General features: G+C 69.4%; 23 protein-coding genes. 12 read left to right on the top strand and 11 right to left on the bottom strand.

The window, feature by feature from the left end:
- Positions 1-154 precede the first annotated feature (154 nt).
- Positions 155-1990, top strand: a complete 1836-nt coding sequence (locus ACGFX9_RS27330; RefSeq protein WP_393477298.1) for a flavin-containing monooxygenase — start codon at positions 155-157, stop codon at positions 1988-1990.
- A 22-nt stretch (positions 1991-2012) separates the two neighbouring features.
- On the opposite strand, the gene ACGFX9_RS27325 is transcribed toward ACGFX9_RS27330, so the two are convergent.
- From ACGFX9_RS27325 to ACGFX9_RS27305, 5 genes are all read right to left on the bottom strand, one after another.
- Positions 2013-2684 carry a hypothetical protein gene (locus tag ACGFX9_RS27325; RefSeq protein WP_393477293.1) on the bottom strand — a complete coding sequence of 224 codons (672 nt, stop codon included), beginning with the start codon at positions 2682-2684 and terminating at the stop codon, positions 2013-2015.
- A 65-nt stretch (positions 2685-2749) separates the two neighbouring features.
- Entirely contained in the window at positions 2750-3298 is a 549-nt protein-coding gene (locus tag ACGFX9_RS27320) for a carboxymuconolactone decarboxylase family protein (protein WP_393477288.1), read from the bottom strand.
- Positions 3299-3423: 125 nt separating this feature from the next.
- Complete coding sequence (locus ACGFX9_RS27315; protein ID WP_393477285.1) at positions 3424-3615, bottom strand: hypothetical protein; 192 nt, start codon at positions 3613-3615, stop codon at positions 3424-3426.
- A 223-nt stretch (positions 3616-3838) separates the two neighbouring features.
- A complete protein-coding gene (gene proP / locus ACGFX9_RS27310; RefSeq protein ID WP_393477283.1) occupies positions 3839-5401 on the bottom strand; it encodes a glycine betaine/L-proline transporter ProP in 1563 nt (520 codons plus the stop codon).
- Between the two features lie 139 nt (positions 5402-5540).
- Positions 5541-6161: a TetR family transcriptional regulator gene (locus tag ACGFX9_RS27305; protein WP_393477279.1), complete on the bottom strand. Its 621-nt coding sequence runs from the start codon at positions 6159-6161 to the stop codon at positions 5541-5543.
- A 76-nt stretch (positions 6162-6237) separates the two neighbouring features.
- Between ACGFX9_RS27305 and ACGFX9_RS27300 the strand changes: the two genes are divergently transcribed.
- The 3 genes from ACGFX9_RS27300 to ACGFX9_RS27290 all read left to right on the top strand — a co-directional run bounded on the left by ACGFX9_RS27300 (position 6238) and on the right by ACGFX9_RS27290 (position 8315).
- The gene (locus tag ACGFX9_RS27300) at positions 6238-6930 is read left to right on the top strand and encodes an NAD(P)-dependent oxidoreductase (RefSeq protein WP_393477277.1); all 693 of its coding nucleotides are present in this window, start codon (positions 6238-6240) and stop codon (positions 6928-6930) included.
- Positions 6927-7358 carry a pyridoxamine 5'-phosphate oxidase family protein gene (locus ACGFX9_RS27295; protein WP_393477274.1) on the top strand — a complete coding sequence of 144 codons (432 nt, stop codon included), beginning with the start codon at positions 6927-6929 and terminating at the stop codon, positions 7356-7358. Before ACGFX9_RS27300 ends, ACGFX9_RS27295 begins: the two co-directional genes overlap by 4 nt.
- Before the next feature lie 84 nt (positions 7359-7442).
- Positions 7443-8315, top strand: coding sequence for a haloalkane dehalogenase (locus ACGFX9_RS27290; RefSeq protein ID WP_393477269.1), 873 nt, complete (start codon positions 7443-7445; stop codon positions 8313-8315).
- Positions 8316-8466: 151 nt separating this feature from the next.
- Here ACGFX9_RS27290 and fusA read toward each other — a convergent pair whose 3' ends face one another.
- Positions 8467-10578, bottom strand: coding sequence for an elongation factor G (gene fusA / locus ACGFX9_RS27285; protein ID WP_393477263.1), 2112 nt, complete (start codon positions 10576-10578; stop codon positions 8467-8469).
- A gap of 439 nt (positions 10579-11017) precedes the next feature.
- Positions 11018-12040, bottom strand: coding sequence for an Lrp/AsnC family transcriptional regulator (locus tag ACGFX9_RS27280; RefSeq protein WP_393477258.1), 1023 nt, complete (start codon positions 12038-12040; stop codon positions 11018-11020).
- A 92-nt stretch (positions 12041-12132) separates the two neighbouring features.
- On the opposite strand from ACGFX9_RS27280, the gene ACGFX9_RS27275 reads away from it, so the two are divergent.
- On the top strand, positions 12133-13425 hold the full coding sequence (locus ACGFX9_RS27275) for an amidohydrolase family protein (RefSeq protein ID WP_393477254.1): 1293 nt from the start codon (positions 12133-12135) through the stop codon (positions 13423-13425).
- Entirely contained in the window at positions 13422-15068 is a 1647-nt protein-coding gene (locus ACGFX9_RS27270; protein ID WP_393477250.1) for an AbgT family transporter, read from the top strand. Before ACGFX9_RS27275 ends, ACGFX9_RS27270 begins: the two co-directional genes overlap by 4 nt.
- Positions 15069-15094: 26 nt before the next feature.
- On the opposite strand, the gene ACGFX9_RS27265 is transcribed toward ACGFX9_RS27270, so the two are convergent.
- Positions 15095-15721, bottom strand: a complete 627-nt coding sequence (locus ACGFX9_RS27265; RefSeq protein ID WP_393477246.1) for a maleylpyruvate isomerase family mycothiol-dependent enzyme — start codon at positions 15719-15721, stop codon at positions 15095-15097.
- Between the two features lie 150 nt (positions 15722-15871).
- Between ACGFX9_RS27265 and ACGFX9_RS27260 the strand changes: the two genes are divergently transcribed.
- Together ACGFX9_RS27260 and ACGFX9_RS27255 are read left to right on the top strand one after the other, a co-directional pair.
- The gene (locus tag ACGFX9_RS27260) at positions 15872-16495 is read left to right on the top strand and encodes a TetR/AcrR family transcriptional regulator (RefSeq protein ID WP_393477242.1); all 624 of its coding nucleotides are present in this window, start codon (positions 15872-15874) and stop codon (positions 16493-16495) included.
- Positions 16492-17349 carry an alpha/beta fold hydrolase gene (locus ACGFX9_RS27255; RefSeq protein WP_393477237.1) on the top strand — a complete coding sequence of 286 codons (858 nt, stop codon included), beginning with the start codon at positions 16492-16494 and terminating at the stop codon, positions 17347-17349. Before ACGFX9_RS27260 ends, ACGFX9_RS27255 begins: the two co-directional genes overlap by 4 nt.
- 41 nt (positions 17350-17390) lie before the next feature.
- On the opposite strand, the gene ACGFX9_RS27250 is transcribed toward ACGFX9_RS27255, so the two are convergent.
- A complete protein-coding gene (locus ACGFX9_RS27250; protein ID WP_393477234.1) occupies positions 17391-17843 on the bottom strand; it encodes an STAS domain-containing protein in 453 nt (150 codons plus the stop codon).
- Between the two features lie 127 nt (positions 17844-17970).
- On the opposite strand from ACGFX9_RS27250, the gene ACGFX9_RS27245 reads away from it, so the two are divergent.
- The 3 genes from ACGFX9_RS27245 (at position 17971) to ACGFX9_RS27235 (ending at position 18865) form a co-directional block, all read left to right on the top strand.
- Entirely contained in the window at positions 17971-18321 is a 351-nt protein-coding gene (locus ACGFX9_RS27245) for a helix-turn-helix transcriptional regulator (RefSeq protein WP_393477230.1), read from the top strand.
- A 103-nt stretch (positions 18322-18424) separates the two neighbouring features.
- On the top strand, positions 18425-18658 hold the full coding sequence (locus ACGFX9_RS27240; protein ID WP_393477226.1) for a hypothetical protein: 234 nt from the start codon (positions 18425-18427) through the stop codon (positions 18656-18658).
- Between the two features lie 33 nt (positions 18659-18691).
- Positions 18692-18865 (top strand): hypothetical protein, encoded by a 174-nt coding sequence (locus tag ACGFX9_RS27235; RefSeq protein ID WP_393477223.1) that lies wholly within the window; start codon positions 18692-18694, stop codon positions 18863-18865.
- A gap of 112 nt (positions 18866-18977) precedes the next feature.
- Here ACGFX9_RS27235 and ACGFX9_RS27230 read toward each other — a convergent pair whose 3' ends face one another.
- Positions 18978-20036: a VWA domain-containing protein gene (locus tag ACGFX9_RS27230; protein ID WP_393477221.1), complete on the bottom strand. Its 1059-nt coding sequence runs from the start codon at positions 20034-20036 to the stop codon at positions 18978-18980.
- A 437-nt stretch (positions 20037-20473) separates the two neighbouring features.
- On the opposite strand from ACGFX9_RS27230, the gene ACGFX9_RS27225 reads away from it, so the two are divergent.
- On the top strand, positions 20474-22042 hold the full coding sequence (locus ACGFX9_RS27225; RefSeq protein WP_393477572.1) for a carbohydrate-binding protein: 1569 nt from the start codon (positions 20474-20476) through the stop codon (positions 22040-22042).
- A gap of 254 nt (positions 22043-22296) precedes the next feature.
- Here ACGFX9_RS27225 and ACGFX9_RS27220 read toward each other — a convergent pair whose 3' ends face one another.
- A complete protein-coding gene (locus ACGFX9_RS27220) occupies positions 22297-23562 on the bottom strand; it encodes a cytochrome P450 (RefSeq protein WP_393477218.1) in 1266 nt (421 codons plus the stop codon).
- Positions 23563-23580 lie beyond the last annotated feature (18 nt).

Here is a 23580-nt window from a genome sequence, read left to right as displayed (position 1 = left end):
TGGGCCAGGGCCCGGCCCGCACCGTACAACCGGACAGTGTTGTCCGGTTCATGGGTTACGGTACCTGTGGCCTCGCGGGACGCCCCGCGAGGGCGCTGCCCCCGCCCCCACGGCGGCGACCAGCGCACCTCCCCCCACGAGAGGAAGCCGCCACATGGCCCTGCCGCAGTGCGACACCCCGCCCACCCCGCAGGAGGCCGCCGCCCTGCGCGAGCGCTACCGGGCCGAGCGGGAGCGCCGCGTGCGCCCCGAAGGCCCTGACCAATACCGGGCCACGGCCGCGGAGTTCGGCTACTTCGCCACCGATCCGTACGTCGACGAGGTGGCGCAGCGTGAGCCGCTGCACGACGTGGTGGACGTCGCGGTCGTCGGTGGCGGGTTCGGCGGGATCCTGGCAGGTGCACGCCTGCGCCGACAGGGCGTGGCACGGGTGCGCATCATCGACAAGGGCGGCGATTTCGGGGGAACTTGGTACTGGAACCGCTACCCGGGCATCCACTGCGACATCGAGTCACACGTGTACCTGCCGCTGCTGGACGAGACGGGCCACGTGCCCGAGTGGAAGTACGCCCCGGGCGAGGAGATCCGCCGTCACGCGGTGCGCGTCGCCGAGCAGTTCGACCTGTACGACGATGCCCTCTTTTCCACTGCCGTCACCTCCTTGACCTGGGACGAGGCCGCCCAGCAGTGGGCGGTCGCCAACGACCGCGGCGACACTTTCCACGCCACGTACGTCATCACCGCCACCGGCACGCTCACGGAGCCCAAGCTGCCCGGCATTCCCGGCATCGAGGGCTACCGGGGACACACCTTCCACACCTCCCGCTGGGACTACGGATATACGGGCGGCGGCCCCGAGGGCGGCATGACGGGCCTGGCAGGCAAGAGGGTCGGCGTCGTCGGCACCGGCGCCACCGGTGTGCAGGTCATCCCGATGCTGGCCGAGGACGCCGGGCACTTGTACGTCTTCCAGCGCACCCCCTCCTCCGTGGACGTGCGCGGCCAGCGGCGCATGACCCCGCAGGAGGTCGGCGCGGACCGGCCGGGATGGGCCGCCGAGCGCAGGGATAACTTCCTGCGGATCGCCTCCGGGGAAGGGGCGGAACAGGACTTGGTCGCCGACCGCTGGACGGAGTCGGCCGGCCTGCTCGAGAAGCTCCTGCCCAGCTTCCGCCGCGACGGCGAGCCGGATTTCGAGGCCGCCTACGAGGCCGCCGACCACGCCACGATGAACCAGGTCCGCGAACGCGTGGCCGCCGAGGTCACCGACCCCGCCACGGTGGCGGCCCTCCAGCCCTGGTACCGGTACGCGTGCAAGCGCCCCACGTTCTCCGACAAGTACCTGCCCGCGTTCAACCGGGACAACGTCACCCTCGTGGACACCGCCGACACTCATGGCATCGAGCGCATGACCGAGCGCGGCGTCGTCGTCGGCGGAGTCGAGTACGAGGTCGACTGCCTGGTGTTCGCCACCGGGTTCTCCGTGGGCGTCTCCGGCATCACCTCAGGGAAACTGCCCGTGACCGGACGCGGCGGCGTTCAGCTCCTGCACGCGCGGGTGCGGCAGGGCCCGCGCTCCCTGCACGGCTTCACCAGCAACGGGTTCCCGAACCTGATCCAGATGGGCTCGCTGCAGAACGCCAGCAGCGTGAACTTCACGCACATCCTGGACGAGCAGGCGGTACACGCCGCCGCCCTTGTCGCCGCGGCGGAGGAGAAGGGAGCCGTCGTGGAGCCCACTCCCGAGGCCGAGGACGCCTGGATCGATGTCTGCAGGCAGGGCGCCCCCGACCATGAGTGGTTCCACGCCGAGTGCACACCCGGCTACTACAACCGCGAGGGCCGCGGGCGCCCGAACGGTCCCACCGCCTACCCGCACGGTGCCGTCGCCTTCCACGAACTGCTGCGCCGCTGGCGCGAGGAGAACATCGCCGAGATCCTTCAGAATACGGCGACCAAGACCGAGGCCAAGAGCAGCGCCTTGGCCTGACGGTCATGTGATCCCCCGGCCCTCACTCGGTGATGGATCCGGCGAACTCCGGGAAGTCCACGTTCAAGTCGTCGCTGTTGCGCTGGACCGTGACGACGATCTTCTTCCCGTACTTCGTCTCCAGCACGCTGTCGTCGGTCTTCGTCGCCGATATCCCCGGAGCCAGGCGCCCCGCAAGCGGCTCGCCACCGTTCTCGAACGAAGTCGACGTGGCCTCACCGCCGTTGGTGGCGCCTTCGACGATGAGGGACAGGTCGTCGAGGGCGGCAGCGGTCTTGCCGGTGTTCGTCACCTTCAACTTCACGCGGAAGTCGGTGTTGCCGGGCTCGGCGGACTCCATGAGTTCGGCGTCGTAGTCCGAGAACACCTTCGCCTCGACGACGGAAACCTTCAGGCCGTCCGGCCACGTATAGGACTTGCCGAACCGCAGACCGGTCGTCCCGCCGTCGGTTCCGTCGCCGCCCGTCCCGCCGCCCTCCTCGGAGCAGTACTTCATCCAGTCGGCCTGACTGATGTCCTCGTCCATACAGTCGGCCTTCTTCGAAGAAGGGGCTTTCGCGTCGTCGGACGGATCCGAACCGCCCGACGACTTCGTATCGGCCTTGGCGCCGCTATCACTGCCATCGCTGCCGCCGCACGCGGTAAGAGCCACGAGAAGCAGGGCGGCCGTGGCCGCGACAGAACGAACGCGCATGAATCCCCCAGAGCTGAGTCAGACGGAAAGAGTAGCTCGCAAGCGGCCGGGTCCGACCGGGAGCTTTATCCGTCCTCGCTGTTCCGGGCGGTGAGGTCCTCGCGGTAGGGCGGGGTCTCGCCTTCGGTCGTCACTTCGAAGGTGTTGAGGAAGTTGCAGACGAGTTGGTAGAAGCCGACAGTGACGACGAGGTCGGTGAGCTGGTTGACCGTCAGGACGTCCAGCGCCTCTTCACGGGCGGCGTTGTCGAGCGTGTGCTGGGTGAGGAGCCGGTCCGTGGCGGCAAGAACGGCGGCTTCGGGCGCGGGCAGGCCGCGGACGGAACCCGTCGCGGCGGCGGCGAGCGCTTCGTCGCTGAGTCCGACAAGACGGGCGATGTTCTCGTGGTGATGGACCTCGTACGCCGCACCGTAGACATGACCGACCCGGACGATGGCGAGTTCGCGCAGGGTGTCCGGCAACGAGTTCTGGCGCAGGATCCTGTCGCCCAGCGCCAGCACGCTCGGTGCCAGGACCGGTGAGTGCATCAACATCCGGAAGACGTTGAGCGAGCCGTGAGCGGTGACGGCCTCCTGCAGTTCCGTGGGCAGCGCGGTGAGATCCGGGTACTCCATGGCGGCTCCGTTCGGCGGGGCGATGGACCCTGATTCTCCATACTCGCCCCTCCCGCGTACACGCGGGGCGCGAATGACCCGCCGCGCCGAGTGGTGAGCCGGGCTGATCCGTCCACGGATCCCGGTCAACCGCCGATGTACCAGCTGAATCCGCCGGAGGCGGCGACAGCGATCACCACGATAAACAGGATCACGTCGACGATGCCCAGGATGAGGCCCGCCTTCGCCATCCCCCCTCCGCCCTTGAACCCGCTCTGGCGCAGAGCGACGGCGCCGAAAACGATCGGAATCGCCAGCCTGTTCTTCCTCCGCATCATCCTCGGACCGCTCACCCGTCGGGCCACATAGTTGAGAGTTCACGCTGCGGAGCCCGCCAGGTGATCTCCGTGCGCGGGCGGGTAAACCCTGCTGAGCTGGGGACCCGTCGCCTCACGGCAGGTCGGCGACGCATCCCATGGGGGCCGGCCCGGCGAGGCTCCCCTGGTTCAGCCCACGAGCCGGGCGGAGCCGCCCTACAGATCAGGGCTGTTCAGGGCTGCATCATTCCCCGCGCCCATCGGGTCCCGTGGAATCGTCCCGGTGGCCGCGCCCGCGCCCGCCGCCGCGCGGATGCCACAACCGCAGCCACAGGTCGCGTGCGTGGCGTCCCGCCTCTGTGCGGCTGCGCGCCACCATCTCGCGGGCCTCGTCGTGCGTCTCGACCATGGGGCCCGAGCCACGCAGCGGCCGGCCGGCTGTCTCGTGCAGGAAGAACGTCGACACCAGGCCGATCACTCCGGCCGCCATCAAATAGAAAGCGGGCACGAGAGTGTTGCCGGTCTTGTCGACCAGGAACGAGGCGAGCAGCGGGGTCGTGCCGCCGAAGAGGGAGACGGAGACGTTGTAGGCGATCGACAGAGCGCCGTACCGCAACCGCGTGGGGAACAGGGCCGGAAGTGTCGCCGCTGCCGTGCCGGCGAAGCAGACCAGGAGCAGACCGAGGATGGCGCAGCCGAACGCGGGCAGGAGGATGCCGCCCTCCCGGATCAGCAGGAACGCCGGAATGGCGAGCGCGATCAGGGCGATGCTGCCGCTCATGAACATCGGGCGTCTGCCCCACCGGTCGGAACTGCGGCCCACCGTGGTGATGGCGAGCGCGACCAGCAGCATGGTGCCGAGTACCAGCAACTGGGCGGTGGTATCGCTCTCGCCCAAGGTCACCGTCATGAACGTCGGCAGATACGACGTCACCATGTAGTTCGTGACGTTGTAGAGCAGCACCAGGCCCATGCAGATCAGTACGGCCTGCCAGTGGCGGGAGAAGATCTCCCTGAGGCGCCCCTTGCCGGACTGGCGGGCCTGCTCGACGGGATCGTCCTCGCCGCGCTCGGGGGCCGACTCCCGCTCGGCCGCGGCCGTTGCCGCTTCCTGCTGGAAGGCGGGCGTCTCCTCCAGCTTCAGCCGCATGTACAGGCCGATGAGCCCCAGCGGCCCCGCGATGAAGAAGGGGATGCGCCAGCCCCAGCTTTCCAGGCCGTCCGCCCCAAGGGTCAGCGTGAGCACCGTAACCAGGCCCGAACCCAGGGAATAGCCGACGAACGTGCCGAAGTCGAGCCAGCTGCCAAGGAAGCCGCGCCGCTGATCAGGGGCGTACTCGGCGATGTAGGTGGTGGCACCGGCGTACTCGCCGCCCGTGGAGAAACCCTGGACCAGTCGGCATACGAGCAGCAGCAGCGGGGCGGCGAAACCGATCGAGGCGTACGTGGGCAGCAGGCCGACCGCGAACGTGCTCGCAGCCATCATGATCATGGTCGCGGCAAGCACCTTCTGCCGGCCGATGCGGTCACCCAGCGGCCCGAACACGAGACCGCCCAAGGGCCGTACGAGGAAGGCCGCGGCGAACGTGGCGAAGGTGGCGACGACCTGGGCCCCGGGTGAACTGGAAGGGAAGAAGACTTTTCCGATCGTGCCCGCCAAATAGGCGTAGACGCCGAAGTCGAACCATTCCATGGTGTTGCCCAGCGCGGCGGCGGTCACCGCGCGCCGCACCTTCGGGCGATCCGAGACCATTACGTCGCCGGCGCTGAGCGCTTTCTTCCGACGACGCAGCAGCGTCCGCGCCATACGGTCGGTCGCCGTACGTGAAGTGCGCGTCGATTCCGTCTCCGGCCGACGAGGCCGTCGGGGCTTTCCGCGCGGAAGGCCTCTCACCATGAAGCTTTTCTCCTCTTGCCTGCCGAGAGAAAGCTGTGTCGCCGCAAAATTAGGCTGATGAGGAGCGACCGGCAATTTGTCTGCCTGCCACCTGGGTGAGGGCGGCGCGCAGCGCGGGGGAGAGGACGCGGCGGGTCTCGGCCGGGGTGAGGGCGGCGGGGGTGGGGAGTGGGTTGAGGTAGCGGGTGTAGATCAGGCCGCCGAGGATCGTCACCACGGCGGTGGCACGGGCGGTCGCGCTCCGGCCGCCGAGAAATTCAACAAGCCGGGCAAGGAGCTCGCGTTCCAGGTACTCGCGGATCACTTCGGCGGCCTCGTCACCCTGGGCGGTGAGCTGGAGGAAGTCGGTGTCCTCCCACAGGTCCGTCACCGCGTCGATCAGGCGCTCGGGGAGAGTGGCCGGGTCGCCCCCGAGAACGCGGTCGACCGTGAGCGCGTTGGCGCACTGGAACTGCATCACCTCCGCGAACAGCCCCTTCTTCGAGCCGAAGTGGTACGCGATCAGCGCCGCGTCGACCCCGGCGGCCCCGGCCACCGCGCGCAGAGTGGTACGCCGGTAGCCGCGCTCCAGGAACAACGCGTGGGCGGCCGTCACGATCGACTCGCGGGTCGGCGGGTTGCCGCGAGGACGGCCACGGGTGCGGGCTGGGGCAGGGGCGGCGTTATTCATCAGCGTTGAGCCTGCGTTCGGTGATCGGCACAGTCAAGGGCGTTCCGCCAACCACTCGAAGGGATGACCCGACACCATGCGTATAGCGATCTTCGGCGCCAACGGCCCTACCGGCGGCCACCTCACCGACCAGGCTCTCGCCGCCGGCCACCAGGTGGTCGCCGTGACACGTCGCCCCGGCTCCCTGACCGCGCGGCCAGGCCTTGACGTGGCCGTCGCCGACGCCACCGACCCGGCGGCTGTCGACGCCGCGATCGCCGGGACGGACGCCGTCCTCTCCGCACTGGGCACGCGCTTCAGCAAGGACACCATCACCACGTACTCGGCGAGCGCAAGGGCCATTACCAAGGCCATGGCAGACCACGGCGTCAAGCGGCTGCTCACCGTCAGCTCCAGCATCGCCGACCCGAACTGGCGCCCCACCGGCGCGCACTTCTTCAACCACGTGCTCGACCCGCTGGTGAACCGGCGCATGGGCCGCACCCTGCACGAGGACATGCGCCGTATGGAGGCCGTGATCCGGGAGACGGACCTCGACTGGACCCTTGTCAGGCCGTCGGGCCTGTTCGAGCACCCCGCCGTCACGGACTACCGCACGGCCGAGACCAGCGTGGACGGCGTCTTCACCGCCCGGGCCGACCTCGCGGCGAGCATGCTGCGTGAGTTGGAGGAGCAGTTGTACGTCCGTACGGCGATGGGCGTCATCACCACGGCAGTGAGGCCGAACATCGCCAAGCTGATCTGGAACGAGGGCGTGAAGAAGAAGTGAGCGGGGTCAGCCGGGATAGCCGGGTCAGCCGGGCGGCCGGCGAACTCCCGGCAAGTGCACGGGCGTTCCTCGAAGGCCCCCACACGGCCACGTTGTCCACCCTCCGCCCTGACAGCACGCTGCACGTCACCCCCGTCCGCTTCACCTTCGACGCGGCGACCGGTCTGGCCCGGGTGACGACTCGGGCGGGAGCCCGCAAGGCCCTGAACGTGACGGCGGGTAGGACGGCGGCCCGTGCCGCCCTCTGCCAGGTGGACGGTTTCCGCTGGGTCACTCTCGAAGGCCGGGCGGTCACCACGGACGAACCCACGCGCGTGGCCGAGGCGGTCCGCCGTTACACCGCCCGCTACCGAGTGGCTCCGCCCGCCCCGCCGGATCTGATTGTCATGGAGATCACCGTCGAACGCGCCTTGAGCCTCAACGTCTGACACCCGGCCCTGAGTCGCGGCCCCAGATCCTCGCCCTGCACCGCAGCCCCCGCCGCCCTACCCCGAAAGCGAAGTGACCCCGCGATGCCCACTCTCTCCGTCCTTGACTCGACCCTTCACTACCGCGAGTCCGGTGACCCCGACGGGCTGCCGTTCGTCTTCCTGCACGGCAATCCCACCTCCTCCCACCTGTGGCGCAACGTCCTGCCGCGGATAGCCGCGCCCGGCCGCCGCCTTCTGGCGCCGGATCTCATCGGCATGGGCGACTCCGGCAAGCCCGACATCGCCTACTCCTTCGACGACCATGCCCGCTACCTCGACGCCTGGTTCGACGCCCTCGGCCTTGCCGAGGCCGTTCTCGTCGGCCACGACTGGGGCGGCGCGCTCGCCTTCGACCGCGCGGCCCGCCTGCCGGGCCGTGTGCGCGGCCTCGCCTTCACCGAGACCATCGTCAAACCGCTGGTCGGAGACGAATTCCCTGCGGCGGGGCGGGAGTTGTTCGCTTTCCTGCGCACCCCCGGAGTGGGGGAGGAGATGATCCTGGAGAAGTCGCTGTTCATCGAGGGACTCCCGGACACGCTCGCCACCCCGCTCGACCCGGCCGACCTCGCGGTCTACCGCCGCCCCTTCCCGACCCCGTACAGCCGCCGCCCGGTCCTGGCATGGACGCGCATGATGCCGCTGGACGGCGAACCCGCCGATGTCGTGTCCCGTATCGAGCACTACGACGCATGGCTGGCCGCGAGCCCCGAAGTCCCCAAACTGCTCGCCGCCTTCGAACCAGGCCCGGGAGCGATGACCGACCAGGCAACCGTGGCCTGGTGCGAGGAGCACATAGCGGGCCTGGAGATCTCCCGCCACGGCCCCGCCGGCCATCACTCCCCGGAGGACCGCCCCGAAGAGCTGGCCGCGGCGATCAACGCCTGGGCCGAACGGCACGGGCTTGCGCGTCAGTAACTGCCCGCGACCACGGGGGCGCGGAAAGCCCCCGCGCAGGCCGAGGAAGGCGTCGTAGGCCGGGCAGTAGGTACCGAGCACCGGGCCGTGGAGGAGGCCCGCCGTCTCCCTCCCCCGGCAGGCGGGCGGGAGAGGGAGACGGCGGCGGACGCTACCGGGGCGCGGCGGCCGATGGCGCCGCCGCGTAACCGGTGGGCCGGGTCGTGAAGGAGCCCCGGCCCCGTGTCCTGCTGCGCAACCGGGTCGCGTAGCCGAACAGTTCGGCCAGCGGCACCGTCGCGGTGATCACCGCGGTACCGGCCCGTGCGGTCGAGCCGGACACCCGGCCACGGCGGGCGGCCAGATCGCCGAGCACCCCGCCCACGGCGTCGTCCGGCACGCTGGCCGTGACCTCGGCCACCGGTTCGAGCAGCGCCATCGTGCAGGCGCGCAGGGCATCGCGCAGCGCGAACCGGCCGGCGGCACGGAACGCCATCTCCGACGAGTCCTTGGGATGCGTCGCCCCATCGGTGAGCGTGACCCGCAGGCCGGTCACCGGATGACCGGCGAGCGGGCCCTCGGACAGGGCGTCCCGGCAGCCGGCCTCGACCGCCCGGACGTACTCCCGAGGCACCCGGCCACCCACGACGGACGAAGCAAAGACGAAGTCCACCGCACCGTCCACCATGCCACCCCTCTCGTCACGGCCGGCCTGCGCCTCATCCGCTCCGACCGTCTCCACATCGATGACGACATGGGCGAACTGGCCCGCGCCACCGTCCTGTTTGACGTGCCGGTACACGAACCCGGTCACGCCCCGCAGGACCGTCTCCCGGTACGCGACCTGCGGAGGGCCGACGTCGACCGCGACACCGGTGGCGAGGCGGATCTTCTCCATGGCCACCTCCAGATGCAGTTCGCCCAGGCCGGACACCAAGGTCTGGCCGGTCTCGGCGTCGGTCCTGACCGACAGCGACGGGTCCTCCTCGACCAGCCGGGTCAGCGCCGAAACCAAGCGGCCGGTGTCGGTGTTCCTGCGCGCCTCGACCGCCACCGAGACCACCGGGACCGCCACCGTGGGCGGTTCCAGCACCAGGGGAGCCGAGGGCGCGCACAGGGTGGCCCCGGCGCGCGCGGACTTCGGGCCGATCACCGCGACGATGTCCCCGGCCAGGGCCAGGTCCATGTCGGTCTGCCGGTCGGCCTGCACCCGCAGGATCCGCCCGACGCGTTCGGTACGCCGCGCGCCCGCGTCCCACACCATGTCCCCCTTCCTGAGCGTGCCGGAGTACAACCGCAGATAGGTCAGGCGTCCCGTGGCGGTCGAAGTGACCTTGAACGCCAGCGCCGCGAACGGCGCTTGCGGGTCGGCAGGCCGCTCCTGTTCCGCGCCGTCCAGCGTGCCGCGCACCGCGGGTACGTCCAGCGGCGAGGGCAGATACGCCACCACGGCCTCCAGCAGCGGTTCGATGCCGCGGTTGCGGTAGGCCGCACCGCACAGCACCACGACGCCCTCGCCCGTACGGGTCAGGTCGCGCAGCGCCGCGGACAAGGTCCCCGTCGACAACGCCGCACGCGCGCAGAACTCCTCGAAGGCGGCCGAATGCAGCTCCGCCACGGTCTCCTCGAGCAGCCGACGCCGCCGCCGCGCCTCCTCGTGAAGTGCCGCAGGCACCGGACCCTCATCGGCGACCTCACCGTCGCCGGTCCAGGTCAGCGCCCGCATGCGGAGCAAGTCCACCACTCCCGTGAAACCGTCCTCCTGACCGACCGGCAGCTGGACGACCAGCGGAACGACGCGCAGCCGGTCGCGGATCGACGCGACCGCCGCGTCGAGGTCGGCGCCCGCCCGGTCCAGCTTGTTGACGAAGGCGATCCGCGGTACGCCGTGCCGGTCGGCCTGCCGCCACACAGACTCGCTCTGCGGCTCGACCCCGGCGACCGCGTCGAACACGGCGATCGCCCCGTCGAGCACCCGCAGGGAACGTTCGACCTCGTCGGAGAAGTCGACGTGGCCCGGGGTGTCGATCAGGTTGATCCGGTGCCCGGCCCAGGTGCAGCTGACCGCCGCGGCGAAAATGGTGATGCCGCGGTCGCGTTCCTGGGCGTCGAAGTCGGTGACGGTCGTGCCGTCGTGGACCTCGCCCCGTTTGTGGGTGGAGCCGGTGAGGTACAGGATCCGTTCGGTGACGGTGGTCTTGCCGGCGTCGACATGGGCGAGGATGCCCAGGTTGCGGACGGCGGTCAGTGTGGTGGTGGGATGACGGTGCAGGTGCGTACGCACGGCCTCGGCCTTTCCGGGTGATGCGGAACGGGTCGGCGCGATGCCCGACGACAGGAGCCGACCGCCATGGTCCGGTCCGGGTGCGGTAGGCCGCAGCGGTGGACGGACGCGCCCGGATCAACTCCAGGCGGGAAACGGTCGGTTGGGCGTCAGGAAGTCCGGGGCCGGCCGCGCAGCCGGTGCCCGGGGCAGGAAGACACCAGGATCACCTCGTACCGTGACGGAGGGACGACGACAGTGCTGCGGTGTCGCACGGCCGTACTCCCTTCGTCGTCACGGTGTTTGTCCCCGGGCCGCCGCTGAGACGGTCGTTGCCCCTGCGGGGCGGAACTTCGGCGAGTGTAGTGAATCGGGTGGAGGTGGGCGCGGGAATTTCCGGGCGGTACGTCCCAGCCCCTGACGGGGGCCGAACCGAAACGCCAGGCGGCGCCCAACGCCCCTACGCGTCCCAGTAGTTGAGAGGCGCCGAACCCACGCTGCGCCCTCTGCGGTCAAGGATCCGCCCCACATGCTTGACCGTGCGCAGCACCAGGGCGCGCTCCGTGATCCGCAGATCCAGGTGCGCGAGGCGGCTGTTGAGGAGTGCCTCGGTGGTGTGGACCTCGGACAGGGAAGGGAGCCAGATGTCGAGCACCAGATTGTGCGAGCCCGCCGTGATGCTGCACATGCGCAGGCCGGGCAGGGTACGCAGCGCGTTCACCGTCTCGTCGAGATGCTGGGCCGGCACCGAACCGAAGTAGACGACCGAGACCGGGAAGCCGGTCAGCGGCCTGGCCAGCGCGCAGCGCAGCGAGAGCCGCCCGGTGCCGGTCAGGACACGCAGTCGGCGCCGGACGGTCGCGGCGGAGGCGCCGACGGTCCCGGCCAACTCCGTCAGAGGCATCCGGCCGTCGGTGCCGAGCGCGAGGGCGATCCGGCGGTCGAGAGGCCGCAGCGGTTCGTCGGGCACCGCCGGCCGCTCCACTGCGAGCGCGCTCCGCTGCCGCCGGGTGAGGCTGCGAAGCCGCCACGACGCCCCCTCGAAGGGCGCCGCGGTGATGACGTGGCTGCGTACGGCGCGTACTCCGGGCAACAGCGAAACGCGGTCGCCGGAGAGCTGGGCGAGGCCGTCGAGGTCCACGGCGGCGACGATCGCGAGCAGATCACGCCCGCCGGAGGTCTGCTTGAGGCTCAGCACATGGGGATCACGGGCGAGCTGCCCGATGGTGTCCTCGCGCAGCCTCCCGTCCATGTCGATCTCGACCTGGGCGTAGACGCCCTCGTTGTCGTGGCCAGGCGACAGATAGCCGTCGACCCAGGCCATGCCCGCGCGCACCATACGGTCCCAGCGGCGGGCCACCGTGACCGCGTCGACCTCCAGGACCTCGCCGATGCGGACCCAGGGCACCCGGGGCTGGATCTGGAGGGCGTGCACGATCGCCAGGTCCAGCTCGTCCAGGGTGTGCGCCGGCTGCGTGTCCATGAGGTGTGCCGAATCCTGCGTAGAGAGCATCCTGGTGAAGGATTCCGGCGATTTTACACAGCCGTGATCCCTGATGCCGAGGATCATCGGCCATGAGCCACGCACAGTTCTCCTCCTTGCGCATCACCCGGGCCCGCCTTGTCGACGGCACCGGCGCGGCCCCCGTCGCGGACGCCGTCATCGACATCGACGAGGACGGCACGATCGTCCACGCCGGACCGTCCGCCACCGCACCGAAAGCGCCCGCCAGGGCCCGGACCGTCGACGCGGCCGGCCGTACGGTCCTGCCCGGGTTCATCGACACCCATGTCCACCTCGCCGTCGAATCGGCCCGGCAGATGGTCCGGCGGCACGAGTCCGACCAGACCGTGGAGACGTTCCGCACCGCCGAGCGGCTGCGCATCACCCTGGACGCGGGCATCACCACCGCCCGCGACCTGGGCGGTCTCCCGGCCGGCTACCGGGACGCGGTCGCCGCGGGGCTCATCACGGGACCCCGGGTGCACACGGCGGTCCGCATCCTCAGCCACACCGGCGGCCACGCCGACTTCCGTTCGGAGTGCGGCTTCGACCCCAGTTCGGGGATGGGCGAGATCGCGGACACGCCGGACGAGGTACGCGTCGCGGTGCGCCGCCTGCTCCGCTCCGGCGCCGACGTGATCAAGGTCTGCGCGACGGGCGGCATGAGCAGCCCCTACGACCAGCCCGACGACGAGGGCCTGACCGTCGAGGAGATCCGCACGGTCGTCGACGAGGTGACCCGGCACGGCGGCCGCCCCGTGGCGGCCCACGCGCAGGGCACCGCGGGCATCGTCAACGCGATCCGCGGCGGTGTGAGCAGCGTCGAGCACGGCTACGGCCTCACCGCGCAGGCGCGCGAACTGGCAGGTGAGCACGGCACGTTCGTGGTCCCGACCCTGTCGACGGTGTTCGACGGCATCGACCGCTCGACCATGGAACCCTTCCATTACGAGAAGAAGGTCCGCTGGTCCGGCATCACCCGGGAGAACATCGCAGCGGCCATCTCCGACGGCGTACGCATCGCGATGGGTACCGACGCGGCGATGGTGCCGCACGGCCGCAACCTGCGTGAGCTCTCGCACCTCGTGTCGCTCGGCATGACCCCGGCGCGCGCCATCGAGGCGGGCACCCGCAGCGCCGCCGAACTCCTCGGTCTCTCCGCGCGGATCGGCACGCTCGAGACCGGCAAGTACGGCGACCTGGTGCTGTGCGACGGTGACCCGCTCGCGGACATCTCGGTGCTGTCCGACCCGGCCCGCATCGTGCTCGTCGCCCAGCGCGGCGCCGTACGCAAGGACATGCTCGGACTCGCGCAAGCCGCCCCCGCGGCGAGCGGCGCGCCATCGGAAGGGGCCACCGGATGAGCACCTCGGCCACCTCCGCGAAGACGCCGAAGGGCGGGCCTCCGAAGGGTGGGACACCGAAGCGGTCCGTGCTCGACAAGGTCCTGAACGGCATCGAGCGCGCGGGCAACAAGCTGCCGCACCCGGTGCTGCTCTTCGTCGGCCTGTTCCTGATCGTCGGCACGGTCTCGACGGTCCTCGCCGCCACCGGCACCACCGTCACCGTGCCGGGCGAGGACAAGACGCTCGCGGTCAAGGGCCTGTTCAGCGGCGAGGGCGTGCGCTGGCTGCTCGAGAACTTCATCCCGAACTTCACCGGCTTCCCCTCGCTCGGCACGGTCCTGCTGATGATGGCCGCGGTCGGCGTGGCCGAGAAGACGGGCCTGCTGGAGACGGCCGTCCGCGCCTCCATCGCGCGGGCCCCCAAGCGGCTGTTGCCGTACCTGGTCGCTTTCGTGGCGTGTCAGGCGCACTTGATGAGTGACGTGGCGATCCTGGTGATCCCGCCGTTGGCCGCACTCGCCTTCAAGAACGCGGGCCGCAATCCGATCGCGGGCCTCATGGGCGGCTTCGCCTGTGTCTGCGCCGGCTATGCGGCGGGCTTCTCGATCGGTGCGCTCGACGCGCTCTACACCGGCATCACCCAGCAGGCCGCCGCGGTCGTGCCGGGTGGCGAGAGCGCCCCCACGCACATCCTCATCAACTATTTCTTCACGGCCGCGGCCAGCTGCGTGCTCGCCCTGATCGGCGGCTTCCTGATCGCCCGGGTCCTCGAACCGCGGCTGCCCCAGCCGGATCCGAATGCCGACGACGAGGCCGGAGCCGATCAGGAGGGCGAGGTGGGCGCGGGTGCGTCGTCTGCGTACGACGCTGACGACGCACGCCCCTCCGTCACAGTCACCGTCACCGCCAGGCAGCGCAAGGGCCTGCTGCGCTCGGGCCTTGCCGTCCTCCTCTACGCGGCCGTCGTCGTCACCTGCTGGCTGCTGCCGGGTTCCCCGTTGCGCGGCGAGGGCGGCGCACTCGTCCCGTCGCCGGTGCTCAACGGCATAGTGCCGCTCCTGTTCGTCGCGTTCGTCCTCGCCGGTGTCGTCTACGGCCGCACCGTCGGCACGCTCAAGCGCGCCGATGACGTTCCGCGCATGATGGCCGAGTCGATCACCGGCATGTCCGGCTACATCGTGCTGATCCTGGTGATCTCGCAGGTCATCGGCGTCTTCGACTGGTCCAACGTCGGCACGCTGCTCGCGGTGAAGGGCGCGAACCTCCTCGAATCCGCAGGACTGACCGGCTTCACGGGACTGGTCCTGTTCGTCCTCCTGGTCTGCGTCCTGAACCTGTTCGTCACCTCCGGCTCGGCCCTGTGGTCCCTGGTCGCGCCGGTCTTCGTCCCGGCGTTCATGCTGATCGGCATGGAACCGGCCGTCACCCAGGCGGCATTCCGGATCGGTGACTCCGCGACGCAAATGATCACGCCGCTCAATCCGTACGTCTTCCTGATGCTGACGATCCTGCGCCGCTACGAGCCCGGGGCGCAGCTCGGCACGGTCCTGTCCCGGCTTTCGGTGTTCGTGGTCCCGTTCCTGATCGCCTGGCTCGCGGTACTCGGCCTCTTCTACGGCCTCGGCCTGCCCCTCGGCCCCGGCGCGGACATCCAGCGCTGACCCGCCGTCGTATGCGGGCAGCCGGTTCAGCCCGCCACCTTCAGCTTGGTGGCCCCCGGCCCCTCCAGGTCCTGCAGCGCTTGCCGTCGCCCGGAGGCGGCAAGCAGCAGGGAAAGCGTGGTTCCGCGCACCTGTGGACCGGCGCCGATCAGCAAGTCGGCGTCGATTGGGGCCAGTTGAACGCCGGCCACGCGCTCCTTGGCTCCGCCGAAGGACGCTGACGTACGAGCCTGTAGGCGGAGCGATCTGACAACGGCCTCTGGCAGGTAGGAGTGGCTGATCCCCAAGGGCCGACGGATGTCCTCGCCGTGGACGACCTCCTCCACGAGCCGGGTGTCGAGGGGCGCCGGAGGAGCCGACGTACGCGAGGCGACCCGGCGGAGTCGCTCCAGTGTTTCCTGCGGTGAGGCGCGGCGCTCGCGTTCCACGCCGCGTGCGTTCTGCCGGTGGAAGTCGAAACGTGCCCGTACCAGGCTGCCCACGAAGCTCAGGCGCGTCGTGAGAGCCGTGTCGACCAGATGGGCGACCACGTCGTGCACGGTCCACCCTTCGCAGAGCGAGGGGTGGACCCACTGCTTGTCATCGAGGTGTGTGAGGTCCTCGATCAGCGCGGCGCGCTCCGCATGGACCAGCGGCCAGACGTCATCGTTCACGGCTGTTCCTTTGCTCGCTCCAGTGTCTGCCAGGAAAGACTCGCGGTACGGCGGGAAGTCATCGGTCTGCGCCACCGCAAGCCTTGCCGGAACCTAGAGACACCTATAAATTTAGAGCACTCTCTAGGTATGTGCGAAAGGGTGGGTGCGATGCAGACGGTCGAAGGAGGTCTTCGAGAGCAGCACAAGGCCCGGCGGCGGATCCGGATTCTCGACGCGACGCGCGAACTCCTGCGGGAGAGCCCGGAGTCAGTGATCACCGCCGAGCGGATCGCCGAGCGAGCGGAGGTCTCCCCGGCCACTGTGTACAACCTGATCGGGCCCCGCGGGAAGATCTGGGAGGCGCTCGCCGACGGCTTCATGGACGAGCTCGAGCGCCTCCTGGTGCCGCTGGGGACCGGCGACCCACGGGAGGTTGTCCGCTCGACCGTAGGCCTGTTCGCGAGCGACCCGGTCGTATCGCGTCGCATGGTGCGTGAGTGGGAGGAGAGCGGCCTCGTACTCGCCCGTAGCCCGCTCACCCAACTCCGCCAGGCGATGGCCGAGGCGCAGACGCAGGGCATCCTGCGTACCGACATCAATACGGACGCGTTGGCCGTCGTCGTCGGCACCTCGTGCGTGGGCGCGCTGCACCAGTGGGTCGCCGGTCTGATCGACGACGAACGGTTCCTCGCGCGCGCCCTGTTCGCACTGGACGTCGCACTCGCGGCGGCCGCCGCGGATCCCCACCGCGACCAACTCCTGGCGCCGCTGCGGACCCGGGGCACGGTATGACGGCCGACGCGCTGTCACGGCCCCGAAGCTTCGTGGGCCGTGGCGGGATCCGGCTAGCGGCGGATGTGTGGGGCGAAGCGTCCGCGCCCCCTCTTGTCCTGCTGCACGGCGGCGGCCAGACACGACACGCGTGGGACCGGACCGGCCCTCGGCTGGCCGCCCTTGGATGGCGGGTCATCGCTCCGGACCTGCGCGGGCACGGCGCCAGCGATTGGTCGGCCAATGGTGACTACGACCTCGATCTGTTCGCCGATGACGTCCGGGCACTCGTCGCCGAACTCGGCGGCCGGCCGCTGCTCGTCGGGGCCTCGCTCGGCGGTCTGAGTTCGCTGCTCGCCGCCGGAGAGACACCCAGGGCGGCGATTCGCACCCTGGTGCTCGTCGACATCGCCCATCGACCGGATCCCCGCGGGGTGCGCCGGATCGTCGAGTTCATGCGCGGCAGGCCGGACGGATTCGCCGGCGTGGAGGAGGCGGCCGCGGCGGTCTCCGCCCACCTGCCGCATCGCACGCGGCCGTACGACCCCGAGAGGCTGCGGAACAACCTGCGACGCCGTGGCGATCGCTGGGTCTGGCACTGGGACCCCCGGCTACTGGACAGCTTCGAGGGCCGGACGGACCCGCCCGGGATGGCGGAGCGTCTCCTGGCCGCCGCCCACCAGTCCGACGTGCCGATCCTGCTCGTCCGCGGCGGGCTCAGTGACGTCGTACGCGAGGACGTGGCCAAGGAGTTCTGCGAACAGGTCCCCAACGCGCGGTACGTCGATGTGGTCGACGCGGGGCACATGGTGGTCGGTGACCGGAACGAGCCGTTCGTCGACGCGCTCGTCCCGTTCCTGCAAGGCATCGAGTGATCGAGTGAGCGGCGAAGCGGGGCCCGGCGTCTGAGACGTACTCAGTGGTGACGGGCCGCGGCACGCGCCTTGTTCGCCAGATCGAGGTCAGGAAGTTCGAACGGCTCGAACAGGTCATGGATGGCAGTCAGGGCAAACATCCGCTCGACCGCGGGGCTGCTGGAGAGCACCGTCACGGTCTTGCCGTGCCGCAGCGCCAGCCGGCGCAGGTCGAGCAGGAGGTTGATCCCTGAGCAGTCGCAGAAGGTCACCTCGCTCAGATACAGGTCGATGCCGTCGGTCGAGCAGCTCAAGGCGTCGAGCAGTTCGGGCCGGAGCCGTTGGTCGGCGTCCAGATCGAGCTCTCCGCGCACGATCACGCCGACGCGGGCGCCGTCCCGCACGGTGTCGACTGTGGCCAGTAGCGGCAGCCGGGGGAGCGGCGGGTGAGCGGCCGCTGCGTGCTGGGCGCCCTCCCTTGCGAGGGGCTGCTCTGAGTCTGCAGGCTCCGGCATGACCTCTCCCTCTCGTATTGCTAGCGCCGATCCCAGGCTGCCCCTCACAGTGCAAGTACGTCAACCAATACGTGAAAGCGTGTACGTGTTTTTGAAAGCACGTACACCTGCTCGCTAGAGTTGGGACATGGATGAAGTGCCCGAGCCCCACAGCGGGTGGACGTTTCTCACCAACCACGCACGGGTGTTGGCGGCCATCGCCGACGATCGCAATGCCCGCATCCGCGACATCGCCGCTCGCTGCCGGCTGACCGAGCGCGCCGTTCAGAAGATCATCGCCGACCTTGAGCAGGATGGTTACCTCTCCCATACGCGGGAGGGGCGCGGCAACACGTACCGGATCGACCCCAGCAAGGTTTTGCGCCACCCGGCGGAGTCCGGGCTGGCTGTGGCCTCGCTTCTCTCCCTGCTCGTCCGGGACGAAGCCGACCGTGCCACGTACGCGGACGTCGACGATCGGCACCACGCAAGCGCCTGAAGCCGGGCGACCACTGGAGCTGCTGCCCGTGGGGCGGGGCCGGAGCGGATCCAGGGGCGCAAGCCGGTGTGTGTCCACGTGAGGGAACGGCGTACGAGGCCCGATGGGGCATCACGTCGCCAAGTGCGTCATGTCGGTTGGCCGTCAGGCGATCGGCATCACGTACCACGCGATCGCCGCCGTCAGGGACCGGCTTCTCGCTGCCTCGGACATGACCTTCCATCAGTCCGTGGCGCTCAAGGCGGTCGCCGACGGACTCGACCGTGTCGGTGCCGTCGACCGCATGGCCGCGACGCTCAAGATCGACGGAGCGCAGGCGCACATCCTGCTCGATTAACTCGCCGATGCCGGGCTGCTCGACGCCGCCCATATGTCCCTCACCGACAAGGGCGCCAGGGTCCAGCGAGGGTTCACGGATGCCGTGGCCGGACTGACCGAGCGGCTCTACGGCGGGCTGCCGGTGGCCGAGCGCGAGATGGCCGCCCGCGCGCTCGCCCATGTCACCGCCAGGGCGAACGCTGAACTCGCCGGGGATGGAAGCTAGCGGTCGCGTCCGGCACGGCGCCCGCCGGTTGCCGAAACGTCGTGAAGCCCGTGGCCGGTCGGCCGGCGATTCGCGACTGGCTCTGGACTGTCGGCTCTTCTCTTTTTTGATTTCAGAGCATGATGAGCAGACGTGTCTTCGGCTTGAGCTTCCTGTTCACCGAACGACTCTGTACGTAGACCTCCAACTTGGGGTTATTACCCGCCTTTACGGAGACGGTCCCCTGAATTCCCGTACCGAACAGGAGACTGCGCGCCGCGTCACCCGTATAGGCGCGGTCGGTGTCCTTTTCGACGACGATGACTTCCTTGTTCGGCTGGACCTGAGCCCTGGCCCCCAACTGGTAGTAGCACGCGCCACGTTCATACGCCACACCCGGATGTGAATCGACGAAGGGGCGAATCTCGACCTCCTTGTCGACCTTCAGGAGCCGGTACTTGTCGGCCGGAATGGGTTCGAGATTCGCCCGCACCTCGGCGACCGATATGTCCTGGCCGACGGCGAACAGATTCTTCGTGCCGCGCACACCCTGCTCGCGGCCCCGGAGGAAGCTGGTGGCGGCGGCGCGCACGGTGCCGATGGCTTCCTCGACACCCTCCTGGGAGTCCGCGTCCCAGATGGCTATGTTTCCGGCCGGGAAGCCGTAGTTCTGGGCGGTGCGCTTGGCCAGGGAGTTCGGAACGAGGATCGCGGAAGTCCAGTGGCCCGGAAGGCCGCCCATCTTCGCCGCGATCTTGTCGAGCCAGGGGCCGAGGATGGTCATGTCGCCGTCGTGCCGCCTGTCGCCGCCGGAGGCGTTCTCCTCGCCGTCCGTCACCACGATCTGGAGGAAGCTGTGCTCGCCGTATTCCTCCCAGATGTGGCCCAGGTCGTCCAGGGACTTGAGAGAAGCCTCTATAAGGGCCGTAGCGCCATTGTTGACCCGATACAGGCCACGCATGGACGGCAGATGCTTCACGTCCATGTCCCACACCAGATTTTCCACCCTGTGGTCGAAGGAGTAGAGGCTGATTCGGGTCTCATGGCCGAGGCTGTCCGACTCGGCCTTCAATCCTGCGACGAACTCGTCCACGACGCGGATGAGTTGGCTCTGGTGCTGATGCATGGAACCTGAACAGTCCACTACCAGCGCGACGTGATTCACCTTGTGCTGGATCCTGTTGGCGGACACGTTTGTGCTCCTTCTCCGAGGGGCTCTCCGAGTGACGTTTTCACTCTATGCGGAGGCACTGACAACGGCGTTTGACACACGATCACCCGCCCTCGCCTGGCGCCGTGTTCGGCGTCCAGCGGGGCGAGGGGGCGGCCCGGGTGGGCGGGCGCGTGGCGCGTTGTCGCTGCGGCCGGTGTGGGCCGAGACCGTGCTGGACGAGCACCTGTCGCGATTCCTCGGCACCGTCGCGCGGGGGTTCATGTAGATGAATGGAGAACACATACGCACCTATTGACGTGCTCATGGCCGCCCTCTAACTTCCGAGGAAAGCGCTTTCTCCTGCACGAATGCGATGCCACGCTCCTAGGCACGTTCATGTAGTCGAACCCTCCGCATGGTCGCACCCGGACACGCGACAGGAAAGGGGGTCGAACCAACCAACCTGGAGGCACATGATGCAGCTGAGACCCGTTATCGCGTCCGCCGGCCTGCTGGCCGGCACGCTCGTCGCGCTGTCCGGCAACACGGCGCACGCCGCGTCCACTCGATACGAGGCTGAGCAGTCCCCGGCGGTCTGCACCGGCAGCGTCGACTCCGACTGGGCGGGTTACTCGGGCAGCGGATTCTGCAACGGCGACAACGCGCTCGGCGCCTACGCGCAGTTCACCGTGAACGCCGCCGCCTCGGGCACGGCGACCCTGAAGGTCCGCTTCGCGAACGGAGGCGCCGCCGCACGCTCCGCGGACGTCACCGTGAACGGCTCGCCCGCCACGTCGACATCGTTCGAAGGCACCGGCACGTGGGGAACGTGGGCGACGAAGACCTTAACGGTGCCAGTGAAGTCAGGCAGCAACATCATCCGGCTCAGCCCCACCAGTACGGGCGGACTGCCCAACATCGACTACCTCGACGTCGAGGTGGGCGACGCGCCTCCGGCGAGCTCCGCCCTGTACGTGGCGCCGAACGGCAAGGACAGCGGGACCGGAACCCAGGCGGACCCGACGACGCTCACCTCGGCGATCGCCCGCGTCCCCGCCAACGGGACGATCTACATGCGCGGCGGGAGCTACGGCTTCTCCCAGACGATCACCATCCCGGCGGGTAACGACGGCACTTCGAGCGCCCGCAAGAAACTGCTCGCCTATCCGGGGGAGACTCCGGTGCTGAACTTCTCGGCCATGAGCGAGGACCCGGCGAACCGCGGGCTCGCCGTGAACGCGTCGTACTGGCACATCAAGGGGATCGTCGTCGAGCGTGCCGGTGACAACGGGATCTTCGTGGGGGGCAGCAACAACGTATTCGAACGCACGGTGACCCGCTTCAACCGGGACACGGGGCTGCAGCTTTCGCGGACGGCCTCCACCACCCCCAAGGACCAGTGGCCGTCCAACAACCTCGTCCTGAGCGCGGAGTCCCACGACAACGCCGACTCCGACGGTGAGGACGCCGACGGGTTCGCCGCGAAGCTCACCGTCGGGGCCGGAAACGTCTTCCGCTACGCCGTGTCCCACAACAACATCGACGACGGCTGGGACCTCTACACCAAGACCGACACGGGCCCCATCGGCCCGGTGACCGTCGAGGACTCCCTGGCTCTCGAGAACGGCACCCTCAGCGACGGATCCCAGGCCGGGAACGGCGACCGCAACGGCTACAAGCTCGGCGGTGAGGACATCAAGGTCAACCACATCGTCCGGCGCAGCATCGCGTACGACAACGGCAAGCACGGCTTCACCTACAACAGCAACCCCGGAACGATGACGGTGTCCGACAACATCAGCATCGACAACGCCCAGCGCAACTACTCGTGGGACGCCGGGACATCGGTGTTCCGGAACAACACGTCGTGCCGCAGTGGCAGCGGTTCGAACGACAAGACCGTCGGTGACGCCGACGGCTCGAACCAGTTCTGGTCCGGTACGAACGGATCCCGCTGCCCCTCGTACGCCGGCGCCCTGAAGTGGTCCTATGCGGCTGATGGCCGCCTGGTCGTGACCTTCGGCGGCAATGTGGTGACTCCGTAGCCGACACCTGACGTCGGGTGCCCTACGGCGAGGCCTGAGGCCTGAAGCCTGAAGCCTGAGAGCCGAACAGCAGCGCCCCGGATCCCGATGGCGGGGCCGTGCCGGGGCGCTGCTGTCTCAGAGCTCTTCCGGGCCGCGTGCGGACACCAAGGAGCGGGCTCCGTGAGGACGTCAGACCGCGAGCGCGGGCGCGAGACGCCAGGCGCTCCGGTGTGGCGACGTTCCTTGTGCCCGGAACTCGGTGTGTGCCGCGTTCAGTTCGCGGCACCCGCAGGCTCGTCGTCGGGGGCGGGACGGAGGACGACCGGCAGTTCCCGGTGCCCGTTGGAGATGAACGACGGCGTGGGGCGCAGCTGGGACGGGGGAACAGCAAGGGCGAGGTCGGGGAAGCGGGTGAACAGCCCTCGCAGGGCGGTCTCGGCCTCCATCCGGGCCAGGGCGGCGCCGAGGCAGACGTGGACGCCGTGCCCGAAGGCGAGATGGTTCTTCGTGGCGCGGGTCACGTCGAAGGAACCGGCGCTCGGGCCGTGGAGGTCGGGGTGACGGCCGGCGGCCGCGTAGGAGGCGAGGATCGCCTCGCCCTGACGGATCATCAGCCCCTGTGCCAGCGGGATGTCCTGGACCGCGTACCGCATCGGCAGGTGTGCGACGGGCGCTTCGTAGCGCAGCGTCTCTTCGACGACGTCCGTCCAGGTGCTCTTCTCCGCGCGGACCAGGGCGAGTTGTCCGGGATGGGTGAGGAGCGCGGCGATGGCCTGGTCGAGCAGGTTGACGGTGGTCTCGTAGCCCGCGCTGATCACGAGGAGAAGGGTGTCGAGGAGTTCCTGCTCGCTCAGGGCGGAGCCGTCACCGCCCTCGTCCTCGTCGCGGGCGGCGATGAGTACGGAGGTCATGTCCTCTCCGGGGTCAGCGCGCTTGGCGGCGACCAGATCGGCCAGGATCGCGTACAGCGCCATGGTGTTGGCGGCGGCCTCGTCCGGGCTGAGTGTGGTGTCGAAGACGCCGTCGACGGTACGGCGAAAGCCCGGCTGGGAGTGGTCGGGAAGCCCCATGAGGTCGCTGATGACCCGGATCGGCAGCGGGTAGGCGAACTGCTCGCGCAGGTCGGCGGCCTCGCCGGCGGGGGTGGCGGCGAGCTCGTCGAGCAGCGTGTGGGTTATCTGCTCGATGCGCGGCTGCAGGGCCGCGATGCGGCGCGCGGTGAAGGCCGGGCTGACCAGACGCCGCAGGCGCCGGTGATCTCCTCCAAAGGCGGTGAACATGTTGTCGACGGCCACCCACAGCGCGAGCGGCCAGCTGCCGACGATCTCATCGGGGAACTTCGGCCAGTGCTGCCGCGGGTCTTTGGAGACCCGCGGGTCGGTGAGGAGCTGCTTGAGCAGTGCCGGGTCGGTCACCGCCCACGCCTCGACGCCCAGGACGTCGACGCGGGCGGCCGGCCCGCGCGAGCGCAGCTCGGCATCTTCGGCGTGCCGGTCGTTGCCGGTGGCGTTCAGGACAAGGATCTGCGACTGGTCCATGCGGGGGGCTCCTCGGAG

This window comes from Streptomyces sp. NPDC048436 (assembly GCF_043200355.1).
In the GTDB taxonomy this organism is placed as follows: domain Bacteria; phylum Actinomycetota; class Actinomycetes; order Streptomycetales; family Streptomycetaceae; genus Streptomyces.
This window is presented reverse-complemented; position numbering and strand designations above follow the sequence as displayed.